This is a genomic window from Chryseobacterium mulctrae (genome assembly GCF_006175945.1).
GTDB classification, from domain to species: Bacteria; Bacteroidota; Bacteroidia; order Flavobacteriales; family Weeksellaceae; genus Chryseobacterium; species Chryseobacterium mulctrae.
In genome coordinates, this window is the sequence record NZ_VAJL01000001.1 from 4,544,087 (window position 1) to 4,566,110 (window position 22,024).

Annotated in this window: 26 protein-coding genes and 1 tRNA gene; 10 read left to right on the forward strand and 17 right to left on the reverse strand. The window is 33.0% G+C overall.

The window, feature by feature from the left end; genetic code table 11:
* Positions 1–20: 20 nt before the first annotated feature.
* The 9 genes from FDY99_RS21240 to FDY99_RS21280 all read left to right on the forward strand — a co-directional run bounded on the left by FDY99_RS21240 (position 21) and on the right by FDY99_RS21280 (position 7,687).
* On the forward strand, positions 21–599 hold the full coding sequence (locus FDY99_RS21240; RefSeq protein WP_139423873.1) for a TlpA family protein disulfide reductase: 579 nt from the start codon (positions 21–23) through the stop codon (positions 597–599).
* A complete protein-coding gene (locus FDY99_RS21245) occupies positions 596–1,201 on the forward strand; it encodes a DUF4230 domain-containing protein (RefSeq protein ID WP_074228713.1) in 606 nt (201 codons plus the stop codon). Before FDY99_RS21240 ends, FDY99_RS21245 begins: the two co-directional genes overlap by 4 nt.
* Before the next feature lie 11 nt (positions 1,202–1,212).
* Entirely contained in the window at positions 1,213–1,395 is a 183-nt protein-coding gene (locus tag FDY99_RS21250; RefSeq protein ID WP_139423623.1) for a hypothetical protein, read from the forward strand.
* Between the two features lie 303 nt (positions 1,396–1,698).
* Positions 1,699–3,636 (forward strand): threonine--tRNA ligase, encoded by a 1,938-nt coding sequence (gene thrS / locus FDY99_RS21255; protein ID WP_139423624.1) that lies wholly within the window; start codon positions 1,699–1,701, stop codon positions 3,634–3,636.
* Positions 3,637–3,774: 138 nt separating this feature from the next.
* Positions 3,775–4,275, forward strand: coding sequence for a translation initiation factor IF-3 (gene infC / locus FDY99_RS21260; RefSeq protein WP_066678569.1), 501 nt, complete (start codon positions 3,775–3,777; stop codon positions 4,273–4,275).
* 246 nt (positions 4,276–4,521) lie between these two features.
* Positions 4,522–5,343, forward strand: coding sequence for an alpha/beta fold hydrolase (locus tag FDY99_RS21265; RefSeq protein WP_139423625.1), 822 nt, complete (start codon positions 4,522–4,524; stop codon positions 5,341–5,343).
* Between the two features lie 415 nt (positions 5,344–5,758).
* Positions 5,759–5,956: a 50S ribosomal protein L35 gene (rpmI, locus tag FDY99_RS21270; RefSeq protein ID WP_066678566.1), complete on the forward strand. Its 198-nt coding sequence runs from the start codon at positions 5,759–5,761 to the stop codon at positions 5,954–5,956.
* Positions 5,957–6,074: 118 nt separating this feature from the next.
* A complete protein-coding gene (gene rplT, locus FDY99_RS21275; RefSeq protein ID WP_066678564.1) occupies positions 6,075–6,419 on the forward strand; it encodes a 50S ribosomal protein L20 in 345 nt (114 codons plus the stop codon).
* Positions 6,420–6,517: 98 nt separating this feature from the next.
* Complete coding sequence (locus FDY99_RS21280; protein WP_139423626.1) at positions 6,518–7,687, forward strand: M28 family peptidase; 1,170 nt, start codon at positions 6,518–6,520, stop codon at positions 7,685–7,687.
* A gap of 120 nt (positions 7,688–7,807) precedes the next feature.
* Here the strand turns inward: FDY99_RS21280 and hisIE are convergent, their stop codons facing one another.
* The 13 genes from hisIE to FDY99_RS21345 all read right to left on the reverse strand — a co-directional run bounded on the left by hisIE (position 7,808) and on the right by FDY99_RS21345 (position 19,074).
* On the reverse strand, positions 7,808–8,395 hold the full coding sequence (gene hisIE / locus FDY99_RS21285; RefSeq protein WP_139423627.1) for a bifunctional phosphoribosyl-AMP cyclohydrolase/phosphoribosyl-ATP diphosphatase HisIE: 588 nt from the start codon (positions 8,393–8,395) through the stop codon (positions 7,808–7,810).
* Positions 8,392–9,144 carry an imidazole glycerol phosphate synthase subunit HisF gene (gene hisF, locus FDY99_RS21290; protein WP_139423628.1) on the reverse strand — a complete coding sequence of 251 codons (753 nt, stop codon included), beginning with the start codon at positions 9,142–9,144 and terminating at the stop codon, positions 8,392–8,394. The genes hisIE and hisF overlap by 4 nt, the downstream gene beginning before the upstream one ends.
* A gap of 187 nt (positions 9,145–9,331) precedes the next feature.
* Complete coding sequence (gene hisA / locus FDY99_RS21295) at positions 9,332–10,045, reverse strand: 1-(5-phosphoribosyl)-5-[(5-phosphoribosylamino)methylideneamino]imidazole-4-carboxamide isomerase (protein WP_139423629.1); 714 nt, start codon at positions 10,043–10,045, stop codon at positions 9,332–9,334.
* Positions 10,046–10,047: 2 nt separating this feature from the next.
* Positions 10,048–10,626: an imidazole glycerol phosphate synthase subunit HisH gene (gene hisH, locus FDY99_RS21300; protein WP_139423630.1), complete on the reverse strand. Its 579-nt coding sequence runs from the start codon at positions 10,624–10,626 to the stop codon at positions 10,048–10,050.
* Position 10,627: 1 nt separating this feature from the next.
* Positions 10,628–11,722 carry a bifunctional histidinol-phosphatase/imidazoleglycerol-phosphate dehydratase HisB gene (hisB, locus tag FDY99_RS21305; protein ID WP_185148747.1) on the reverse strand — a complete coding sequence of 365 codons (1,095 nt, stop codon included), beginning with the start codon at positions 11,720–11,722 and terminating at the stop codon, positions 10,628–10,630.
* A gap of 2 nt (positions 11,723–11,724) precedes the next feature.
* On the reverse strand, positions 11,725–12,750 hold the full coding sequence (hisC, locus tag FDY99_RS21310) for a histidinol-phosphate transaminase (RefSeq protein ID WP_139423632.1): 1,026 nt from the start codon (positions 12,748–12,750) through the stop codon (positions 11,725–11,727).
* A 4-nt stretch (positions 12,751–12,754) separates the two neighbouring features.
* Positions 12,755–14,029: a histidinol dehydrogenase gene (gene hisD / locus FDY99_RS21315; protein WP_139423633.1), complete on the reverse strand. Its 1,275-nt coding sequence runs from the start codon at positions 14,027–14,029 to the stop codon at positions 12,755–12,757.
* A gap of 1 nt (position 14,030) precedes the next feature.
* Positions 14,031–14,888, reverse strand: coding sequence for an ATP phosphoribosyltransferase (gene hisG / locus FDY99_RS21320; RefSeq protein WP_139423634.1), 858 nt, complete (start codon positions 14,886–14,888; stop codon positions 14,031–14,033).
* 249 nt (positions 14,889–15,137) lie between these two features.
* On the reverse strand, positions 15,138–16,238 hold the full coding sequence (locus FDY99_RS21325; protein WP_139423635.1) for a glycosyltransferase family 4 protein: 1,101 nt from the start codon (positions 16,236–16,238) through the stop codon (positions 15,138–15,140).
* A complete protein-coding gene (locus FDY99_RS21330) occupies positions 16,222–16,896 on the reverse strand; it encodes a glycosyltransferase family 32 protein (RefSeq protein WP_074228688.1) in 675 nt (224 codons plus the stop codon). The genes FDY99_RS21325 and FDY99_RS21330 overlap by 17 nt, the downstream gene beginning before the upstream one ends.
* Positions 16,897–16,907: 11 nt before the next feature.
* Positions 16,908–17,720, reverse strand: a complete 813-nt coding sequence (locus FDY99_RS21335) for a 2,3,4,5-tetrahydropyridine-2,6-dicarboxylate N-succinyltransferase (protein ID WP_139423636.1) — start codon at positions 17,718–17,720, stop codon at positions 16,908–16,910.
* Positions 17,721–17,829: 109 nt separating this feature from the next.
* Positions 17,830–18,432, reverse strand: coding sequence for a methyltransferase family protein (locus FDY99_RS21340; protein WP_139423637.1), 603 nt, complete (start codon positions 18,430–18,432; stop codon positions 17,830–17,832).
* Between the two features lie 66 nt (positions 18,433–18,498).
* A complete protein-coding gene (locus tag FDY99_RS21345) occupies positions 18,499–19,074 on the reverse strand; it encodes a C40 family peptidase (protein WP_394344547.1) in 576 nt (191 codons plus the stop codon).
* A 156-nt stretch (positions 19,075–19,230) separates the two neighbouring features.
* Here FDY99_RS21345 and FDY99_RS21350 point away from each other — a divergent pair, with 156 nt between their 5' ends.
* Positions 19,231–19,878, forward strand: a complete 648-nt coding sequence (locus tag FDY99_RS21350) for a hypothetical protein (protein ID WP_139423638.1) — start codon at positions 19,231–19,233, stop codon at positions 19,876–19,878.
* 59 nt (positions 19,879–19,937) lie between these two features.
* On the opposite strand, the gene FDY99_RS21355 is transcribed toward FDY99_RS21350, so the two are convergent.
* From FDY99_RS21355 to FDY99_RS21370, 4 genes are all read right to left on the reverse strand, one after another.
* On the reverse strand, positions 19,938–20,309 hold the full coding sequence (locus tag FDY99_RS21355) for a hypothetical protein (protein ID WP_139423639.1): 372 nt from the start codon (positions 20,307–20,309) through the stop codon (positions 19,938–19,940).
* Positions 20,310–20,717: 408 nt separating this feature from the next.
* Positions 20,718–20,791: transfer RNA gene (locus tag FDY99_RS21360), tRNA-Ala, on the reverse strand.
* 136 nt (positions 20,792–20,927) lie between these two features.
* Entirely contained in the window at positions 20,928–21,407 is a 480-nt protein-coding gene (locus FDY99_RS21365) for a MarR family winged helix-turn-helix transcriptional regulator (RefSeq protein WP_139423640.1), read from the reverse strand.
* A gap of 3 nt (positions 21,408–21,410) precedes the next feature.
* The gene (locus FDY99_RS21370; protein WP_139423641.1) at positions 21,411–21,899 is read right to left on the reverse strand and encodes a GNAT family N-acetyltransferase; all 489 of its coding nucleotides are present in this window, start codon (positions 21,897–21,899) and stop codon (positions 21,411–21,413) included.
* Positions 21,900–22,024 lie beyond the last annotated feature (125 nt).

Below are 22,024 nucleotides of genomic sequence, written 5' to 3' on the forward strand. Positions count from 1 at the left end.
CAATGAGAAATAATAGAAATATGATTTGTAAAAAAATCATCACCAATATTTTTACTCTTTCAGTTCTTACTTTGTCTATGCAGCAGTTTAATGCTCAGAAAGTCGTAGTAAACAGAGAGGTGGAAACTACCAATGACGGAAAAATGCTTTTGGGGAACCAGCTTAAAGAGCAGTTTTTGAAAGACCCGTACTCGGAATGGTACACAAAAGAATTTAATGAATATGCTTTAGATCAGAAAGCAGTTGGAGAACTGAGAAAAAAAAATATTACTTCTTATAATCTGATTGTTTTTATAGGAACTTGGTGTGAAGACAGCCACAGAGATTTTCCTAGACTGATGAAAATTCTGGAAGAAGTAAAATATCCAGACAGCAGATTGACGATTATTGCGGTGAACCGTAAAAAAGAATCTCCTACAGGTGATGAAGTTAAATATAATGTTTCAAAGGTTCCTACAATCATTGTCGAAAAATATGGCAAGGAAATTGGAAGAATCATAGAAATGCCGACTACGGGTTATGTAGAAAGAGATCTTGTAGAAATCTTAAAAAAAGATGATGGGTCGGTATTGAAAGAAATATTTAAAAAAGAAAATTGAAAAATCTAAAATTAATTATTCCCTTTGTTGCGGGAATTCTTTTGATGCTGATCCTGTTTTTTAGTTTTAAGTCTTGTTTTAAAATGAGCGAAAAAACTGAAAAGTCCGATTATTATATTCTGACCAATCAGATTTCCAAAATGAACAAAATGGTGGTCTTGGAGCAGGATTTTTCTGCGATGCAGAAAACCAAATTTGGTTACGAATTTCTTGGGAAAGAAATGACGAGTAATAGCATTATTACTTATACCAAAACCAATGCGCAGGTTTCATATGATCTTAATAAAATGAAAATAGAAGTTGATTCTATTAACAAAAAACTGATCATTACAGAACTTCCCAATGCGGATATCAGAATTACGCCAAGTGTAGAAATTCAGTCGTTAGACGATTCTTTCATCAATAGGATTTCTGAGCAGGACATCAAAAATGTACAGCAAAAAGCCAAGCAAGCTGCTATAAAATCTGTAGATCAGAATAAATTAAGAAGTGAAGGTCATCAGCAATTGATGGAAAATCTTAATAATATTTTCGTTTTGGCAAAGGCTTTGAATTATAAGATAGAAGATCAAACCGGCAAAATCGGTGTTCTTGGACTCTAAAATTCAAAACTATGGATTCAAAAGACGATAACAAAAAGAAAGAATCTGCCAATTCTGCAGAAACAAAAAAGCAAAATGAAGACTTCCGCGATATTCCGGCTTCTTCACAGAAACAAAATCCACCCGATGTCGATAAGGAAGACATTCAGAAATCTTCCAAAAACAAATCAGGAAAAACAGATAATACCAAGTGAAAGCTTGGTATTTTTTATGGCAGCAATTTCCGCCCTCCGCTCACGCTATTTTTTGCATACATTTTAGGCTTAACAGAACTTTATGATCAAGCAAAAAATGAGCTCCGCTCAGGTCGGGCTGCAACTTTCCGCAGATTTTCAAGATCTCTTATAATCCGGATATGATGTCCATGTTTAATATTCAAAAGGAATCATCAACGTAAAAATTTAAAATAAATTGTATTTTTTGTGAATTATCGCGCTACGATTTCCTAAAGACGTAAAAAAAGCGTATTTTTGCAACTTAAAATTTCTTAGTAAACAATGATAAAAATTACACTTCCAGACAATAGCGTCAGAGAATTTGAAGGAGTAACTACTCCTTTGGATGTGGCAAAATCTATAAGCGAGGGATTGGCTAGAAACACCATTTCCGCAGTTGTAAACGGCACACAAGTCGAAATTACCACGCCTATAACCACAGATTCTACGGTACAGCTTTTGACATGGAATGATGATCTTGGTAAGAAAGCCTTTTGGCACTCTTCTGCTCACCTTTTGGCGCAGGCTATCCTTGAATTTTATCCAAAAGCTAAGTTAACGATTGGTCCAGCCATCGAAAGCGGTTTTTATTATGATGTAGATTTCGGTGACGAAACTTTATCTGAAAAAGATTTCGAAAAAATCGAAAAGAAAGTTTTAGAAAATGCTAAAAAAGGATCAACGTTCTCATTATATCCGGTTTCTAAAGAAGAAGCTTTAAAAACGTATGCAGATAATCCTTACAAAGTAGAATTGATCTCTAATCTTAATGATGGGGAAATCACTTTTGTAACACACGATAACTTCACAGATCTTTGTCGTGGTGGTCACATCCCAAATACAGGAATTGTGAAGGCGATGAAAATCTTAAATGCTGCAGGAGCGTACTGGAGAGGAAATGAGAAAAATCCTCAATTAACAAGAGTTTACGGTATTTCTTTCCCAAAACAGAAAGAACTGACTGAGTATCTTGAGTTATTAGAAGAGGCTAAAAGAAGAGATCACAGAAAATTAGGTAAAGAATTAGGAATTTTTGCTTTCTCAGAAAAAGTAGGTGCAGGTTTACCACTTTGGTTGCCAAAAGGAACTGCTTTGAGAAAAAAATTAGAAAATTTCCTTTCTGATGCTCAGAAAAAAGGAGGTTACGAATTTGTAATGTCTCCACACATCGGAGCTAAAGAATTGTATGTAACTTCAGGACACTGGGATAAATATGGAGCAGACAGCTTCCAGCCGATTAAAACTCCGAATGAAGGAGAAGAATTTATGCTGAAGCCAATGAACTGTCCGCATCACTGTGAGATTTACAAAACTTCACAATGGAGCTACAGAGATTTGCCAAAAAGATATGCAGAATTTGGTACAGTTTACAGATACGAGCAAAGTGGTGAGCTTCACGGCTTAACGAGAGTTCGTGGGTTTACTCAGGATGATGCGCACCTTTTCTGTACTCCGGATCAGTTGATGGACGAGTTTAAGAAGACAATTGATTTGGTTCTTTATGTTTTCGGTTCTTTAGGTTTTGCAGACTTTACTGCTCAGATTTCTTTGAGAGACCCTGATAACAAAGAAAAGTACATCGGAACTGACGAAAACTGGGAAAAAGCAGAAAACGCAATCGTAACTGCAGCCAAAGAAAAAGGCTTGAATACCGTTACAGAATACGGTGAAGCTGCATTCTATGGTCCTAAGTTAGATTTCATGGTGAAAGATGCTTTAGGTAGAAAATGGCAGTTGGGAACAATTCAGGTAGATTATAATTTACCGGAAAGATTCGACCTTACTTACATTGGAAGTGATAACGAGAAGCACAGACCAGTGATGATTCACAGAGCGCCGTTTGGTTCTATGGAACGTTTCATCGCAATCTTATTAGAAAATACTGCCGGAGATTTCCCATTATGGTTGGCTCCGGATCAGTTTACAATATTACCAATCAGTGAAAAATATGTAGATTATGCTAAAAAAGTTTCACAACTTTTAGAAAATCACGATATTAGCGGTCTGATTGACGACAGAAATGAGAAAACGGGTAAAAAGATCCGTGACGCCGAATTGAAAAAGATCCCATTCATGCTTGTAGTGGGAGAAAATGAAGAAAAGGATGGCACAATTTCTGTAAGAAGACGTGGAGAAGGAGATTTGGGAGCAATGAGCCTTGAAGATTTTGTCGCTTATTTTAAAGAAGCTTCAAAAACTGGGGTTGAGTATCAAGCTTAAAATCCAAACAGTTATTCTGAACAAAATAGTTTTGTTAGAATAATTTTAATAGAAAGTTAACCAATAAAATTTAATACAATAGCACAGCGATTTAACAACAGAGGCCCACAAAGACGTCCTGTACAAGAGGACTTACACATGATAAACGACAAGATTCGCGTAAGAGAACTTCGTTTAGTGGGCGATAACGTAGAGCCAGGAATTTTCCCTATCGATAAAGCAAGACAGATTGCTAAAGAACAGGAACTTGATTTGGTTGTAATTTCAGATAAAGCTGAGCCTTTTATTGCAAGAATATTAGACTATAAAAAGTTTTTATACGAGCAAAAGAAAAAGCAGAAAGAGCTTAAAGCAAAACAGATCAAAGTTGTCGTGAAAGAAATCCGTTTCGGACCTCAGACTGACGAACATGATTATGAGTTTAAGAAAAAACATGCTGAAAAGTTCTTGGAAGAAGGTTCTAAACTGAAAACATACGTATTTTTCAAAGGACGTTCTATTATCTTTAAAGATCAGGGTGAAATTTTACTTTTAAAACTGGCTCAGGAATTGGAGCACGTTGGTAAAGTAGATCAGTTGCCTAAACTTGAAGGTAAAAGAATGATTATGATGATGAGTCCTAAGAAACCAGCTAAATAATTCAGTAAATTCCTTTTTTGGAATGAAGATTATATAACCTCAAAGTAATTTGAGGTTTTTGTTGTTTTCAATAGTGAAAAATTAAGCCTACTCGTTTCAAAATGTTTCTGTTATTTTTTTGATTAATTTTTTTGAATCTTGAGGTAGATCAAGATGAGGGTAAAACTTTAGTTCTACCTTTGCTTTAGAAATAAGAAACAATAACCCTTATTCTTTTTAATATTAATACCAAAAAAAAATTAAACAATGAGTACACTAAAATTACAGGACGGAACAGAAATTTTTTACAAAGATTGGGGAAAAGGTCAGCCTTTATTTTTTCACCACGGATGGCCATTGTCAAGCGATGACTGGGATGCACAAATGTTTTTCTTCCTTGAGCAGGGTTATCGAGTAATCGCCCATGACAGAAGAGGTCACGGAAGATCTGAACAGACTCCTTACGGACATGATATGGATACTTATGCTTCTGATGTTGCCGAAATTGTAAAAGCTTTAGACTTAAAAGATGTCATTCATATCGGTCATTCTACCGGAGGTGGTGAAGTGATAAGATATGTTGCTAAACATGGTGAAGGCAGAGTGGCAAAAGCTGTTTTGGTAAGTGCTGTTACGCCGATTATGGTTCAGAACGAAAATAATCCTAATGGTATACCGATGTCGGTTTTTGATGACATTAGAAATAATACGGCAAAACACAGACAGCAGTTTTACATTGATCTTACTTTCCCATTTTACGGATACAACAAAGAAGGTGCGAATGTTTCAGAAGGTATTCAGAGAAACTGGTGGAGACAGGGAATGAATGGCTCGATTAAAGCACATTTCGACTGCATCAAGGCTTTTTCTGAAACCGATTTTACTGAAGATTTAAAAAGTGTAGATGTTCCGGTTTTGGTAATGCACGGCGAAGACGATCAAATTGTTCCTTTTGAAACGACGGGAAAAATTGCCGCTACTCTATTGAAAAACGGAAAACTGATTTCTTATCCTGGTTTCCCACACGGAATGCCGACAACAGAAGCAGAAACGATTAATAAAGATCTACTGGAATTTATCAGATCTTAATTTAAAACATTCTATATTTGAGCCACGATTATTCAACGAATCGTGGTTTTAATTTTTTATAAATTAACTAAAATGTGGATTTTAAATAGAAGCCTTTCCTATTCTCTGTAAAATCTTTTTTCATCTCGAAAATTTTTCGTAATTTTGCACACCAATTATCTGCGTGAGGGATAGTAATGAAAAGCCCACAGCAAGCGACAGAATATGCGGATGAGCGAGGACTTGCAATGTATAGCCCGACCCGAATGAGTGAATGAAGCGAAGCGGAATGACGAGTGAGGGAAACGCCCAAAGTAATGTAACAATCTAAAAGTCTAACAATGTAACAATTGATTTTGTCATTGACACACTGGTAAACTGATAAATTGCTACACTTGAAAACAGTATTGATAACAAAAACATAAAAAAGCAAACAATGCCAAAATTAAAAACGAAATCAGGTGCTAAGAAACGTTTTGCTCTTACCGGAACTGGTAAAATCAAAAGAAAAAACGCTTACAAAAGCCACATCTTAACTAAAAAAGAAACTAAGCAGAAGAGAAATCTTACTACTACTTCTTATGTAGCTAAAGTGGATACTAAAAGCGTTCAACGTCAATTAGCAATTAAGTAGTTTTTATAAATCATTATTCGGTTTATAAGAATTCAAACAAATTCAACATTTTAACCCTGAAACGGTGCACCAAAGAGCAACATGTGTTGCCGCCCTTTTCAAAAAAACAATTTAAATTATGCCAAGATCAGTAAATGCAGTAGCTTCTAGAGCTCGCAGAAAAAAATTAATGAAACAAGCTAAAGGTTTTTTCGGTAGAAGAAAGAACGTTTGGACTGTTGCTAAAAACGCGGTACAAAAAGCAATGCAATATGCTTACCGTGGAAGAAAAGAGAAAAAGAGAAACTTCAGATCACTTTGGATTATGCGTATCAACGCAGGAGCTAGAGAGCACGGAATGTCTTACTCTCAGTTTATGGGAGCTCTTAAAAAGAACAACATTGAGCTTAACAGAAAAGTTTTAGCTGATTTAGCAATGAATCACCCTGAAGCTTTCAAAGCAGTTGTAGATCAAGTAAAATAATGTAAAATTTTTTGTTATCAATATAAATCCTGAGTTTTTTGCTCGGGATTTTTTTATTATCTACATTTGCGTATTAATAAAAAAGTCTACCATTTAAAGTGAAAAAACTAACAGGTCTTCTGCTTCTTTCTTTAGCGTCATATAATTTGCATGCGCAGAGTTTTATACAGGCTTATCAAAACAGAGTCAACCAGGTAACACAAGCGAATATCACATCATTACTACAAGATTTCGAATCATTTGGTGTAAAAACTTCAGGTTCAACTGCAAATAACAATACTTTGAACTGGCTTAAAGCTAAATATCAAACTTACGGTTATGCACCAAGCCAAATTACAGAAGATAGTTTTACTGTAAATGGAAATACGACCAAAAATTTAATTATTACAAAAACAGGAACTGTTTATCCAAATACCTACGTCATTATTTGCGGTCACTACGATACAATAGTGGGACCAGGAGTTAGTGATAACGGAAGCGGAACATCTATTTTATTGGAAGCTGCCAGAATTTTAAAAGACATTCCGACTGAGTATTCTATAAAGTTTATTCATTTTTCGGGAGAAGAGCAAGGGCTTGTGGGAAGTTATCATTATGTAAATAATGTGGTTTTTCAAAATGGTGTACGTCAAATGGATATTAGATTAGTTTTCAACATTGATCAGGTTGGGGGCAAATTATCCGCACCAAGTAATTCGGTGAAATGCGAGAGCGATCAGTCTGGTTTACCGGGAAATAATGCCACTTCTTTATCTTTTACACAACAGTTGGCAGCGTGTACAACCCTCTATTCTCCTCTACAAACTGTAATGTCTAATGCATATTCATCAGATTATGTACCCTTTGAAGGTAAGGGAGATATTATCACCGGTTTCTATGAAACTCCACAGAGCCAGAATGAGCACACTGCTAATGATACTTTTGCCAATGTAGACCCAACTTATGTTTTCAAAGTAGGAAAAGCTGCAGTGGGAGCTTTACAACATTTTGCAATTGCATCTTCTGTTTTAGCAACGCATGAAACGAGTTCAAATTTATTAGAAGATATAAAGATCTATCCTAATCCCGCAAAAGATCTTTTGAATCTTGAAATTCCGAAAGAAATTAAAAATTTTAGTTTTGAAATAAAAGATATGAGTGGCAGATTAATTTCGGCTCACGAAAATGAAATGAACATTAATGTTTCAAAATTATCAAGCGGAGTTTATTTATGTACTGTAAAATCCGATGGTGAAACGGTTACGAAAAAAGTGATTATTGAAAAATAATGATTGAATTTATAAGCCACGAATACACAAATATTTATATTTTCTTTGATAATATTTGTGTATTCGTGGCAAAAAATAAATAGGTTGCAATCCAAATAATAATCTTATAGCTTGTAATAGTTATTTGTTTCTGGTTAAAAGAACTTTTTCAATATCTTCTAACTGTACATTCTTAGCTTTCAATAAAATTAAAAAGTGATAAAGTAAATCCGCAGCTTCATTTTTAAATAAATCGTCGTTATTATCTTTAGCTTCTATCACCAATTCTACTGCTTCCTCTCCTACTTTTTGAGCTATTTTATTTATACCTCTTTGAAATAAAGAATAGGTATAAGAATCTTCAACTTTATCATCAATTCGCTGGCTGATTTTTTCTTCTAATTCATATAAAAATCCTTTAACATCTTTTTCTCCAAAACAACTGAAGCTTCCCGTGTGGCAAACGGTATTTGTGGGAATCGCTTTAATTAAAATGGTATCGTTATCGCAATCTGTATCAATACTTTTTACGGTTAAAAAATTTCCTGACTCCTCGCCTTTTGTCCAAAGTCTGTTTTTTGAGCGACTAAAAAACGTGACCATTTTTTCTTTTTTTGTTTTTTCAAAAGCTTCTTCATTCATATAACCCAACATTAAAACCTGTAAAGTTCTATCGTCCTGAATGATGACAGGAACAAGTCCATCCGTTTTATTAAAATCTATTTTCATCTTACCGTAATATTTTTAGTTTTTAATTCACTTTTTAAATTATTAATTTTAATTTCTCCAAAGTGAAAAATGCTTGCTGCTAAAGCTCCTGTTGCTTTGGTTTGATTAAAAACGTTTTCAAAATCTTCAGTTTTTCCTGCGCCACCCGAAGAAATTACGGGAATATTTACGTTTTCAGAAATTAATTTTGTGATCCTTAAATCGAAACCATTTTTGGTTCCGTCTCCATCCATTGAGGTTAAAAGGATTTCTCCAGCTCCTAATTCTTCTACTTTTATAGCCCAATCTAAAGTTCTTAAATCCGAGATTTCCCTTCCTCCTTTTACAAAAACACAATCTGAATGATCAACAAATTTTGTATCTATGGCAACAACGATACATTGACTTCCAAACTCTTTAGCCAAATCAGAAATCAGTTTTGGATCTTTTACCGCAGAAGAATTAATACTAATCTTATCTGCTCCGGCTTCCAAAAGTTTTCTTACATCTTTCACAGAAGAAATCCCACCTCCAACAGTGAATGGAATACTGAGCTCTTTGGCAATGTTTTTCACCAATTCAGCGAAAGTTTTTCGTTCTTCGATTGTTGCGGTAATGTCGAGAAATACCAATTCATCAGCACCTTCATTTTCATATTTTTTTGCCAATTCTATTGGATCTCCAGCATTTCTCAAGCCTTCAAAGTTGATTCCTTTTACCGTAGTTCCGTCTTTTATATCCAAGCATGGAATGATTCTTTTTTTAAGCATTTTATTTAATGGATTACGCAGCGGCGCAAATTTTTTAATTATTTTTTGATAGGATTTTATCCTATCTTTTATTAAATCGTCCCTTCGGGACTCTCTCTGGAAATCTTTGAGTTGCTAAAACTTATTCGTTCTTATTGAGTAATTAGCAGTAACTTAAAATTCCTAATGTGTTTTAAACCTTTTATGCTTAAACAAAACTCTCCAGTTGTTTCAATGAAATTCTTCCTTCATAAATCGCTTTCCCGATAATGGTTCCACTGCATCCGATTTCTTTCATTTTGTAAACATCTTCAATACCCGAAATTCCACCACTTGCAATAAGCTGAATTTTTGTTTTATCTAAAATTTCTTTGTACAAATCTTCTGAAGCACCTTCCAACATTCCATCTTTTGAAATATCGGTGCAGATCACATTTTTAATTCCTTTTTTCTGATAGCCAAGAATAAAATCAATCACATCTTGATTGCTTTCTTCCAGCCAACCTGAAGTTTTTATTTTTCTGTTCTCACAATCAGCTCCTAAAATAATTTTCTCAGAACCATATTTCTCAATTAAACTAAAACAAAACTCAGGATTTTGAACGGCAATACTTCCAATTGTAATTTGCTTTGCGCCTGAATTAAAAGCAATTTCTATATCTTCAATAGTTTTCAAACCACCTCCAAAGTCGATTTGTAAAGACGTTTCTCGGGCTATATTTTCAAGAACTTTTTGGTTGACAATATGTTTAGATTTTGCACCATCCAAATCAACCAAATGAAGATATTTTATTCCGAAACTTTCAAATTCTTTGGCAACTTCTAGAGGATTTTCGTTATATATTTTTTTTGTTCTGTAATCACCTTTCGACAGACGGACGCATTTTCCGTCGATAATATCAATAGCTGGAATAATTCGCATATCTAAAATTTTAAAAAGTTTTGTAATAGCTGACTTCCAATTTTGCCCGATTTTTCAGGGTGAAACTGCATTGCATAAAAATTATCTTTTTGCAAAGACGCACTGAATGGCAAAATATAATCACAAACAGAAGTGGTATTTTCTGACAATTCACAATAAAAACTGTGCACGAAATAGACATCACTTTCTTCTTTAATTCCTGAATAAATGGTTGATTTAAACTCTGAAATTGTGTTCCAACCCATATGCGGAATAATATCTTCTGCAGGAAACTTTTTTACATTAATATCGAAAATTCCCATTCCAACTGTGTTTCCCTCTTCATTATTTTTGCACATTAACTGCATTCCAAGACAAATTCCCAAAACGGGTTGCTTCAAAGTCGGAATTAACTGATCTAATCCTTTTTTCTTTAAAATTTTCATCGTTGAAGACGCTTCTCCAACTCCAGGAAAAATTACTTTATCGGCATTTTTTATTAGCTCAAAATCATCTGTAATGATCGATTCAGCTCCTAATCTGTTTAATGCATTTTGTACAGAACTTACGTTTCCGCCGTTGTATTTTATAATTGCAATCATCTTATAAACTTCCTTTTGTTGATGGCACATTAAAATTTTGATCAGATTGATTTACAGCCATTTTTATTGCTTTTGCAAAGGCTTTAAAAACAGATTCAATCTTGTGATGCTCATTTTCTCCTTCCACTTTAATATTGAGATTACATTTTGCTGAATCGGTAAAAGATTTGAAAAAATGCTCGAACATTTCAGTTGGAACGTCTCCAATTTTTTCACGCTTAAAATTAGCTTCCCAAACCAACCACGAACGACCTCCAAAATCAAGAGCAACTTGTGCTAAACAATCATCCATCGGAAGCAAAAAACCATATCTTTCAATTCCTTTTTTCTTTCCTAAAGCTTTTAAAATTGCTTCTCCCAAAACAATTCCTGTGTCTTCAATGGTGTGATGTTCATCAACTTGTAAGTCTCCGTTAACTTTGATTTTTAAATCTAAATTGCCGTGCTTCGATATTTGTTCAAGCATATGATCGAAAAAATGTAACCCTGTTGAGATCTCAGAATTTCCGCTTCCATCGAGATTGATTTCTATTTCAATTTCTGTTTCGTTTGTTTTTCTTGAAACTTTAGATTTTCTGGGGATTTGCTTTAAATATTGGTAAATTTCACTCCAGTTTTCTGTCGTTAGATTTGCATCTTCATTTTGAATTTTATTAATGAAGATTGATTTTGAACCTAAGTTTTTTGCTAATTGAATATCCGTAATTCTGTCTCCAATCACGAAAGAATTTTCAAGATCGTAATCACCGTAAATATATTTTCCCAACATTCCAATTCCTGGTTTTCTTGTCGGAAGATTTTCACTTTCAAAACTTTTATCGATCAAAATATCATTAAAAATAATTCCTTCATTTTCAAAAGCTTTCAACATCTTTTCATGAGGTTTTATAAAATCTTCCATTGGAAAACTTTTTGTTCCCAAACCATCCTGATTCGTCACCATGACCAATTCAAAATCAAGTTCTTTGGCAATTTTTGAAAGGTTTTGAAAAACTCCAGGATAGAATTCAAGTTTTTCCAAAGAATCAACCTGAAAATCTGCTTGAGGTTCTAGAATCAAAGTTCCGTCACGGTCTATAAATAATATTTTTTTCATGATTAAATACTTTTTAAAACCTGAATTAATTGAATATTTTCTTCTCTGGTTCCTACATTAATTCTGATACAATTTGGAATTTGAGGGCTTCTTTTGCTCGTCAAAATTTCTTTTTCCAACAATTTTTCGTAAACTTTTTCTATATCTTCAAACTCAATCAAAAAGAAATTAGCATCTGTCGGATACACTTTTTTAATACAGTTAACTGATTGAAATTCATTTTTCAACCAAGAAATTTCATTTAAAATACTTTCTATGTTTTGTTTTACATTTTCTTGTTTATCGATGAGCTCAATGACTTTATTTGAGCTTAAAGAATTCACGTTGTAAGGCGCTTTTACAGTATTAATTAACTTAATAATTTCTTTGGAAGAATATGCAATACCGACTCTTGCTCCTGCCATTCCCCAAGCTTTTGAAAAAGTCTGAAGAACAATTAGATTTGGATATTTTTCTAATAATTCAATACAAGATTTTTTACCTGAAAACTCAATATAAGCTTCATCCACCACTACAATTCCATTGAAATTTTTAATGTAATACTCAATATCTTTTACAGAATTTCCGGTAGGATTATTCGGTGAACAAAGGAAAAAAACTTTGGATTTAAAATCTTTTGAAATTTTCAGAAAATCATCTTTTACAATTTCAAAATCTGCATTTAAATCGAGTTTTATTACTTTATTTTCGTTGATAGAAGCGTAAAAACCATACATTGCAAACGATGGATTCATCATTAAAACTGAATCTTTTTTAGGTTCACAAAATACTTTTATAATCAAATCGATGAGCTCATCGCTTCCATTTCCAACTGCGATTTGATTGGCCGAAATATTTTTTATTTCTGAAAGTTTTTGCTTCAATTTTTTTTGAGTAGAATCAGGATAACGGTTCAATTCTCCAAACGGATTTTCATTTGCATCCAGCAAAACTGGGTTTTCAAATTCATTATTGTCCCTAAAACTGATGTAAGGCTGTAATTCCAAAATATTTTTTCTTACTAAATTATTGATGTTAAATTCTTTCATTTTCTTATTTTAATCTGATTGATACGGCATTTTTGTGAGCAAATAATCCTTCTGCTTCGGCCATGAGTTCTATTGTTTTTCCTAAATTTTGGAGTCCTTCTTTTGATAGATTCTGAAACGTAATTTTCTTCACAAAACTGTCTAAAGAAACTCCACTGTAATTCTTTGCAAATCCGTTGGTTGGAAGTGTATGATTGGTTCCGCTTGCATAATCTCCTGCGCTTTCACAAGAATAGTTTCCCAGAAAAACCGAACCTGCATTTTGAATTTTTGGAATATACTGTTCATAATCTTCCAAAGCTAAAATCAAATGTTCCGGAGCATACAGATTGCTGAATTCGAGGGCTTCATCTAAAGAATCAAACAAAATGAAATGACTGTTTTTCAAAGCTTCGTTTGCCAATCCATTTCGTGGAAGTTTCTTAAGCTGTTTTTCTGTTTCTTCGATGGTTTGGTTAAAAATTTTTTCATCAGTTGAAAGAAAAATAACCTGACTGTCGCTTCCGTGTTCTGCCTGAGAAAGTAGATCTGCAGCGCAATATTCTGGAATTGCCTGTTCATCAGCAATGACCAAAACTTCACTTGGTCCTGCAGGCATATCTATTGCGACATTATAATTTTGGCTAAACTCTTTTGCTGCAACAACATACTGATTTCCAGGTCCGAAAATTTTGTAAACATTCGGAATACTTTCTGTTCCTAAAGTCATGGCTGCAATGGCTTGAGCTCCGCCGGTTTTAAAGATTTTTGTAACACCGCAAAGTTTTGCCGTATATAAAATGACAGCATTAATATTTCCATTTTTATCAGGCGGAGTACATAAAATAATTTCCTTGCAACCAGCCAACTGAGCAGGAATTGCCAACATTAAAACCGTAGAAAATAGCGGAGCAGTTCCACCCGGAATATAGATTCCAACTTTTTCGATGGCTCTGTTTTCTCTCCAGCAAACAACTCCTTTTGTTGTTTCAATCTTTTGAATTTCAGTAATTTGTGACAAGTGAAATTTTGTAATATTTTCTTTTGCCTTTTGAATGGCAAGTTTCAATTCTTCACCTATTAAATTTTCTGAACTTTCTATTTCTTCTTCTGAAACTTGAATGTTTTCAATTTCTGCCTGATCAAATTTTTTATTGAGAGCTATTAAAGCCTGATCACCATTTTTTTCAACTTCATTAAAAATATTGGTTATTAATTCTGTCAATTGTTCTTTCTTTAAAACTGGTCTTTTTACCAATTCTGGCCAGCTGTCTTTTTTAGGATATTTATTAATTTTCATCTTAAATCACCATTTTATCGATTGGAATAATTAAAATGTCTTGTGCTCCTTTTTCCTTCAGTTCATCAATGACTTCCCAAAAATGCTCTTCATCAATGACAGAATGAATACTGCTCCAACCCTCTTCGGCTAAAGGAATTACCGTTGGACTTTTTAAAACCGGGAGAACATTTGAGACTTCTGAGATCTTTTCATTGGGAACATTCATCAAAATATATTTTGAGTTTTTTGCCTTTAAAACAGATTGAATTCTGAACAGAAATTTTTCTAAGATTTTTTGCTTGTCATTATTTAGCTGGAATGTTTTTGCAAGAACAGCTTCAGACTTTAAAATGGTAACAGTTTCCCTCAAACCATTTTTAAAAAGAGTACTTCCAGAGCTTACAATATCACAGATTCCATCGGCAAGACCAATATTTGGAGCGATTTCTACCGAGCCGGAAATAACGTGTATATCTGCTGAAATATTATTTTTCTCAAGAAAATTCTTCAATGTGTTCGGGTAAGAAGTAGCAATTTTTTTGCCCTGAAAATAATTGATGTCATCTGTTTCAACTTCTTTAGGAACAGCTATTGAAACTCTGCATTTTGAAAATCCTAAACTTTGAATAATTTCAATATTTTTTTGCTTTTCTGCTAAAAGATTTTCGCCGACGATAGCAATATCAACCACACCATCTTCCAGATATTGTGGTATATCAGAATTTCTTAAATACATGATCTCCATTGGGAAATTGTCTACAGAAACCTTGAGCTGGTCTTTTCCGTTGTTGACGAAAATTCCGCAATCTTTGAGGAGTTGGAGCGATTCTTCGTAAAGGCGACCGCTTTTTTGTATGGCAATTTTTAATTTACTCATTTTATTATTTTAAATCTGAGTAAACGAAAATGATTAATTGAAATAAATTGCCCGGGAAGAATTTAGAAACAAAAAAACCGTCTGTTTACTCAGACGGTTTTTAATTATTTTGATTTTTAACATAGTCATAGATCAACAATTCCGTCTAGCAGAGATGATGATAATAATGATGTACTGTTAAAAAATTCGGTTTCATTGTTGAAATTTTGTGGTACAAATGTAGGACTAATTTTTAATCCCGCAAGAATTTTACGAAATAATTTTTTGATAGAGATCCATCAGTTGATGAGCAATGGGTTCGTCATTGAACTTCTGGACGAACTCAAAACCTTTATCAGAACGGCGTTTTCTTTCAGATTCGCTATCCCATAAAAATTTTATTTTTGATTGAATATCCAGATAATTTTCGGGATCGATATAAACAGAATCTGAACCTCCTGCTTCAGGAAGACAACTTGTATTGCTTGTAATGGTAACTGTTTTTGAAAATAAGGCTTCAATCACGGGAATTCCAAAGCCTTCAAAAAAACTTGGATAAACAAAAATATCAGCAGATTTATAAATGACAGCTAACTCATCCATTGAAACATTTTCTAAAAAATGAATCTGATTTTCTATTTTATTTTTCTCAATAAAATGCTTTATTTTTTGAAAATACTTTGTTTTCTTCCCAACAACTACCAAAGGAATTGTTGTGTCTTTTATTGCTTTAACAATATTGAAAAGATTTTTACGCTCTTCAATCGTTCCAACATTTAAAATAAACCGTTCTGGAAGATTGAATTTCTCTTTAGTTTTCTGAATAAATTCTTCAGATTGTTGCTCTTTAAAAGCTTTGTGACAACCTTGATAAATGACTTCAATTTTGCTTTCCGGAACTTTCAGATATTGAATAATATCTCTTTTGGTCTGTTCTGAAATGGCAATGATTTTATCAGCCGTATTTGCTGCTTTTTTGAATTTCCAAAGATGGATTTTTCTGTCAAAAAAAGAATAATATTGAGGATATCTTACGAATATCAAATCGTGAATGGTGACTATTTTTTTGATGGGTTTTTTGTCCCATTTTAAAGGTAACTCGCCCGATAATCCATGGAATATATCCGCATTTTCTTTTTGTGCATCTTTTCCCATTTTAAACTGTCGAGACATAGTTCCTTTAGAGGTTTCTACAAAGGTAACATTGGAGCTTTCTAAAATATCGGAACCTCTTTCCGATTTATTTTTATTGAGTAGTAAGTATTGATTTTCAGGATAATATTTAGACAAAATTCTGACTAAATCTCTCGAGTAATTCCCTAATCCTGAAGTATTATGAAAAAAACGTTTGGCATCAAATGCTATCTTCATTCTCAGGTTTTATAATGTTTTGGGTAAGCTGTTTTCTCTTCCAGTGTTCAGATTTATCACTGTAAAGGAAGAATTTCCCCAGCTTATATTTAAACTGCATATTATTGTCATAATGCGGTCCCATAAATCGATGCGGAATAGTTGGATCTTCTTTTAAACAGGCTTTAACTGCGTCTGTATAAACGGTTGGTCCGGTTGTTTTGTGTACATTATGAGGATATGGATTGTTTTTGATATTATCTAAGATCATCTCCAAGGTTCTCTGTAAAAATGGGTGTCCTGCAGCATATGCAAGACCCCATTGTACATAATATGTGTGTGGAATTTCATCCGTCACCAAAGCTACATCGTCTTCACGAATAAACTTTTTGATCGGCTTGTTGATTCCGCTGTCTACATCTAGATAAACGCCACCTTTTTTATAAAGAATGGCATATCTGAAAAAATCTGCTTTGGCAGCTCCTATCGTCAGTCTGTTGTAAGCTTTCAAGTATTCAGGTGGAAACTCGTCTTTAAAAAAAGTCTGAATTCTGTTATCATCATAAAAATGATATTCATACTCAGGGTTTTTTTTGAGCATTCTTTTGATATGAAACTTCGTAAGCCAAGGAAGCTTATCGGTTTTAAACGTCTGAAAAATTTGTTTAGGAATTGCCATTTTGCAAAGATTTAAACAGCTACGTTATTTTCTCTTAAAGCATCATTAAGAGAGGTTTTCTTGTCTGTTGATTCTTTTCTCTGACCAATGATCAAAGCACAAGGAACCTGATATTCTCCTGCAGGATACTGCTTCGTATAACTTCCAGGAATTACAACTGAACGGGCAGGAACTCTACCTTTTATTTCGATTGGAGTATCTCCTGTAACATCAATAATTTTTGTAGAAGCCGTCAATACAACATTTGCACCCAAAACAGCTTCTTTTTCAACGTGAACTCCTTCTACAACGATACATCTAGAACCGATAAAACAGTCATCTTCAATAATTACCGGAGCAGCCTGAAGCGGTTCTAAAACACCACCGATACCAACACCACCACTCAAGTGAACGTTTTTACCAATCTGTGCACAGCTTCCCACTGTTGCCCAAGTATCAACCATTGTACCTGAATCTACATAAGCGCCAATATTTACATAAGAAGGCATCAAAATAACACCAGAAGCAATATAAGCTCCTTCTCTTGCAATTGCATGTGGTACAACTCTTACACCTTTTTCAGCATAATTTCTCTTCAAAGGCATTTTATCATGAAATTCAAACGGACCTACTTCAATAGTTTCCATTTTTTGGATCGGGAAATACATTACGACAGCTTTCTTTACCCATTCATTTACCTGCCATCCGTTTTCTGTAGGCTCAGCTGTACGAAGTTCTCCTTTGTCAACCAAAGAAATAACCTCTCTAATCGCCTTTTGGCTGTCTTCATTCTGCAATAAATCTCTGTTGTCCCAAATATTTTCAATAGTTTGTTGTAATGACATAATAATGTATAAAATTTGTTTTAAAAAATCACTGCCAAATATACAAAAAAGTTGGGCAAAAGTGATGATTTAGAATAGATCTAAGTGATTAAAATTTAATTAAATATTTCTATAAAAATCTTCTTACTTTGGCTTTGTACCGGAGATAAATTTTATCGTGTTGGTTTAATAAAAATTCTTCTTCCAATCTGATCTGGGTCTGAATCAGAATATAAGTAATCAGGAAAAAGCTTAGCGAAACTAAGGTAGGTAATGTGAAAAAAAAACCTATTAAACTTACTAAAATTCCAAGAAAAATAGGGTTTCTCGAATAATTGAAAAGTCCGGTTGTGATTAATTCTGTTTTCACATCTTCATCAATTCCTATTCGCCAAGAATTTTTCATTTGAAACTGAGCGATAAGAATCCATATCAAACTTAAAATCAACAAGGCAACTCCTATATATTTAAATATAATTTCTTTGGGTAAATTGATTTTAAAACTGCTGAAAATATCTTCAGGAAAAATGAAAAGTAAAACGGTGTAAATAAAAATAAGGAACAAGGAATATTTAAAATATCTCCCAATTAGTCCGTAAGCGGAATCATCTTTTGGCAAAACATTCGGATTTTTCCCTATTCTTTTTGAAACGATAAAACTTGTTCCAAAAAAAGCGGTCATAAAGAAAATGATAAAAAATAGAGGAATGAAAACTCTGATAAAATCTGTCATAATTATTAATTTTTGACAAATGTAGAGTTCCGTTAAATGCAATTCTATTGCAAAGTTTTAATTTAATTATAAAACTCTTTGAGCGTGAAGATAGGCTTTGTTCCAGTATTTCTCGTTTAAAGAAGAGATAATCACTCCTTTAGAAGTTGAAGCATGAATAAATTTTATTTCGCCATCATTTTCAATAGTGTGAACTATTCCTACGTGCGAAACACGACTTCCGCCTGAAGTGGCAAAAAACAGAAGATCTCCTGGTTTTACTGTTTTAATATCAATCGATTTTCCTGCATCTGCCTGATCTGAAGATCTTCTTGGTAAACTGAAATTGTTATCCTGAAAAACTTTCACGGTAAATCCGGAACAGTCAAAACCTGAAGAAGTATTCCCACCAAATTTATACGGAGTTCCTAAATAAGTTTCAGCATCTTTTAAAAGACTTTTTATAGAACCTGAAATCTTTCTGTCAAAAGAAGAATCTAATTTTCTCAGATTTTCAGATTTTGCAACATTTTTTGAAGGACTTTTCTTAGAAGAAGAAACGTTTTTAGAGCTTCCGCAAGAGACAATAATTGTAGAAGCTATCGCTAAAACAGCAAGATTTTTATATAATTTAATTTCCGAAAAACGCATTTCCATATTCATTTGAAAATCAATTTATTAATACAATACAAATATAAATTATTTTTCTTAATTATACAATAACTATTTTATAACTATACTACAAGTATATATTAATTATATTACAATTTTTAAAAAAATGTTAAAATTTATGGTTATATTTGAAGCTATTTTAAAATTATGGCGACTTACGAAAGTTTCATTAGGCTCAACGGAGCGGTTGGTGATTTGGTTTTTTATAATCTGAATGGTAAAAATGTGGTGCGTAAAAAAAGCGGATTCAATAAAGCTGCCTATAAGAAAAGTCCGACTTATGAAAAAGTAAGACAAAACAGTTTTGAATTTGGTCATTGCTCAAAAATTGGAAAAATAATCCGTTTGTGCATTTCAAAATATATTGAATTGGCGAATGAAGGCCTACTCTATCAACGGTTTGCAAAAGTAATGACCAATATTAAAGATTGGGATGTAGAACATGAAAAAGGAAAAAGATCTGTAAAAACGGGTTTAAAAACTAATGAAGGCCGAAATATACTCCAGCAATTTCAGTTTGGAAATATTCCTAATTTTAATCAGAATACTTATATTTTACTGGGGTTGTGGGATAGAAGTTTACATTTAGATAAGAAAATTGTTGCTGATGAAGTAGCAATCGTCAGTATAAAAATAGATTTTGAAAACTATCTTACTGAATCTTTCGAAGAAGAAATAAAACTACGTAATCAAACTGAATTGATTTTTAAAAACCATTTTTCGGAAGAAGATGATGTGATTCATTTTGTAGCCATAAAGAAAGCTTCTCAAATTGTACAAATGGGATTTGTTTAAAATAAAAAAATCGGCTGCAAACAGAGTTTGCAGCCGATTTTAATTTATAATAGTTTTATCTATTTATTTTTTTGTCCAGACCAAGATCCGCTTCTTGCAGGAGTTGGCGATTCATTTACCCAATTTCCGCTACCTTTTTCTTCAACGTTTAATGTTCCGTTAAACTGTCCGTCTGCAGGTATAACCAATTCAGCAGTTAATTGACCAGATCTGTCTAGAAATCCTGAAATATTATAGTTTTCATTACTCGTTTCATTATACATTGTTCCGGTAACTTTTCCGTCGGTGGCAACTACGAATTTCCAAAGACCTTTTTCGGTTCCTTCGTAAGTTCCAGACCAAGTTCCTACATAATCAACAAGGGTTTCGTCATCTGCAGTACATCCAATTAATGAAAAAATAGTCAATAAAAGTAAAAATAGTTTCTTCATAGGTTACAATAGTTTATGAAATAAGTTTATTTATTCAATTTATTCTTAAAAATAGTCTGAAAAATTCAGGATAGTTTTTAAAATTAACACTATCTCTATATTTTTAGAATTGGGCAAATATATCAATTTAATTTTATAGTTTAATATTTTACAGGAGATAATTTTTAACGGTTTGAAGTAAATTTATTGTAAAATATTATTTTTCATAACTATTATTTTTTTTAACGTGATAAAAACTCTATTTAAAGGTAATTTAATTAAAAAAGCTTAAGATTTTCGGAATGTGACTGGAATCATAAACGATTGGTTAGCCTAACGTTTAGATTTGAGCAATCTAATAACCACAAAGATTTGGATTTGAATAAATAAAAAAACCTTCCAATTCGGAAGGTTTTTTCATGATAGAAGTGGAGAATATCGGACTCGAACCGATCACCTCAACACTGCCAGTGTTGCGCTCTAGCCAGATGAGCTAATCCCCCATTTTTTCGGAAGCCGTACAAAAGTAGCTATTTAAAACACATACGCAAACTTTTTATTAAAACTTTCTTTTATTTGCAAACTATTTTTGAATGATATTATGAATTAAATTTAAGACAATCAATTAATTATCATTATTTATTGGCTGTTTTTTAAGTGTAAAACTCTTTGTAAAAAAGACTGTTTGGCGATTTTTTCTTCTGCTTCATTAATTGCTTTTAGTAAATGATTCTCATTATCTGCTATTTCTTCCAATACTTTGGAGATGATTTCCCATGCTGGTTTCATTTTTTCTATCAATTCAATGCCTTTTGGTGCCAATTCAATTAAGCGTTTGCGTTCATCTGTTTTATCTTTTTTAGATATAATCATTTGTTGCCTTTCAAGTTCTCTTAAAAGGCTGATTGTGGAAGGATGTGTATATCCTATTTCATTGGCAATTTCTACAACGCTGAGTGTATTTTTGTGATGTAATGTAAAGATTACCGGAAACCATTTGGGTTCGAAATCTATTCCAAATTCTTTATAAACTAAGGCTCCCTCTTTACGCAATTGCTCGCTGAGACGTTGTAATCTTGTAGATAAAGCTAAAGTTCCGGATTCATTGATGACATTCATAAACTATGATTTTAGATTAAGAAAACAAAATACATTATCGGCATTCATTAAAGGAAATTTTGAAGGAAGCAATTCTTTTTCAATGACTTCGAAGTGATTTCGTTCGTAAAAACGCAATGCTGCTTTCAGTATCGATACTGTTCCTAAATATACTTCTTCTATTCCGTTTTTCTGGCAATAAGCAATCAGGGTTTCTAATAGTTTCTGAGCGATACCATGTTCTTTTCCTCTGAATTCTTTTTTCACAAACATTTTTCGAATTGCCGCTGCTTTTTCATCAAATTTAACCAAAGCAATGGTTCCTACAAGCTCACCGTTTATGAAAGCTCCCCAAAAACTTCCGCCATTGGCAAAATAAAAATCTGCAATTTGCATAAGATCCGGCTGATCTTCTATTGTAATGGGAACATTAAATTCTTTTTGCTGAATATTCAGAACCAAGTCTATTATTTCTTTTGAATAAGTATTGTTTACAAGTTTAATTTCTAACATATGATTTAATTTATGTACAAAACTACGTAGTTAGCTACGTATATGCAATAAAAAATTAAAATATAATTTTAAAATATAGAAAATCAATTGTTTGCAATTTAAAATAAAAAGACGTGCACTGTTTC

Coding starts and splice junctions, on each gene's coding strand:
- FDY99_RS21240 (WP_139423873.1), top strand. CDS start 21: ATGATTTGTAAAAAAATCATCACCAATATTTTTACTCTTTCAGTTCTT.
- FDY99_RS21250 (WP_139423623.1), top strand. CDS start 1,213: ATGGATTCAAAAGACGATAACAAAAAGAAAGAATCTGCCAATTCTGCA.
- thrS (WP_139423624.1), top strand. CDS start 1,699: ATGATAAAAATTACACTTCCAGACAATAGCGTCAGAGAATTTGAAGGA.
- infC (WP_066678569.1), top strand. CDS start 3,775: ATGATAAACGACAAGATTCGCGTAAGAGAACTTCGTTTAGTGGGCGAT.
- FDY99_RS21265 (WP_139423625.1), top strand. CDS start 4,522: ATGAGTACACTAAAATTACAGGACGGAACAGAAATTTTTTACAAAGAT.
- rpmI (WP_066678566.1), top strand. CDS start 5,759: ATGCCAAAATTAAAAACGAAATCAGGTGCTAAGAAACGTTTTGCTCTT.
- rplT (WP_066678564.1), top strand. CDS start 6,075: ATGCCAAGATCAGTAAATGCAGTAGCTTCTAGAGCTCGCAGAAAAAAA.
- hisIE (WP_139423627.1), bottom strand. CDS start 8,395: ATGAAAATAGATTTTAATAAAACGGATGGACTTGTTCCTGTCATCATT.
- hisF (WP_139423628.1), bottom strand. CDS start 9,144: ATGCTTAAAAAAAGAATCATTCCATGCTTGGATATAAAAGACGGAACT.
- hisA (WP_139423629.1), bottom strand. CDS start 10,045: ATGCGAATTATTCCAGCTATTGATATTATCGACGGAAAATGCGTCCGT.
- hisH (WP_139423630.1), bottom strand. CDS start 10,626: ATGATTGCAATTATAAAATACAACGGCGGAAACGTAAGTTCTGTACAA.
- hisB (WP_185148747.1), bottom strand. CDS start 11,722: ATGAAAAAAATATTATTTATAGACCGTGACGGAACTTTGATTCTAGAA.
- hisC (WP_139423632.1), bottom strand. CDS start 12,750: ATGAAAGAATTTAACATCAATAATTTAGTAAGAAAAAATATTTTGGAA.
- hisD (WP_139423633.1), bottom strand. CDS start 14,029: ATGAAAATTAATAAATATCCTAAAAAAGACAGCTGGCCAGAATTGGTA.
- hisG (WP_139423634.1), bottom strand. CDS start 14,888: ATGAGTAAATTAAAAATTGCCATACAAAAAAGCGGTCGCCTTTACGAA.
- FDY99_RS21325 (WP_139423635.1), bottom strand. CDS start 16,238: ATGAAGATAGCATTTGATGCCAAACGTTTTTTTCATAATACTTCAGGA.
- FDY99_RS21330 (WP_074228688.1), bottom strand. CDS start 16,896: ATGGCAATTCCTAAACAAATTTTTCAGACGTTTAAAACCGATAAGCTT.
- FDY99_RS21335 (WP_139423636.1), bottom strand. CDS start 17,720: ATGTCATTACAACAAACTATTGAAAATATTTGGGACAACAGAGATTTA.
- FDY99_RS21340 (WP_139423637.1), bottom strand. CDS start 18,432: ATGACAGATTTTATCAGAGTTTTCATTCCTCTATTTTTTATCATTTTC.
- FDY99_RS21345 (WP_394344547.1), bottom strand. CDS start 19,074: ATGAATATGGAAATGCGTTTTTCGGAAATTAAATTATATAAAAATCTT.
- FDY99_RS21350 (WP_139423638.1), top strand. CDS start 19,231: ATGGCGACTTACGAAAGTTTCATTAGGCTCAACGGAGCGGTTGGTGAT.
- FDY99_RS21355 (WP_139423639.1), bottom strand. CDS start 20,309: ATGAAGAAACTATTTTTACTTTTATTGACTATTTTTTCATTAATTGGA.
- FDY99_RS21365 (WP_139423640.1), bottom strand. CDS start 21,407: ATGAATGTCATCAATGAATCCGGAACTTTAGCTTTATCTACAAGATTA.
- FDY99_RS21370 (WP_139423641.1), bottom strand. CDS start 21,899: ATGTTAGAAATTAAACTTGTAAACAATACTTATTCAAAAGAAATAATA.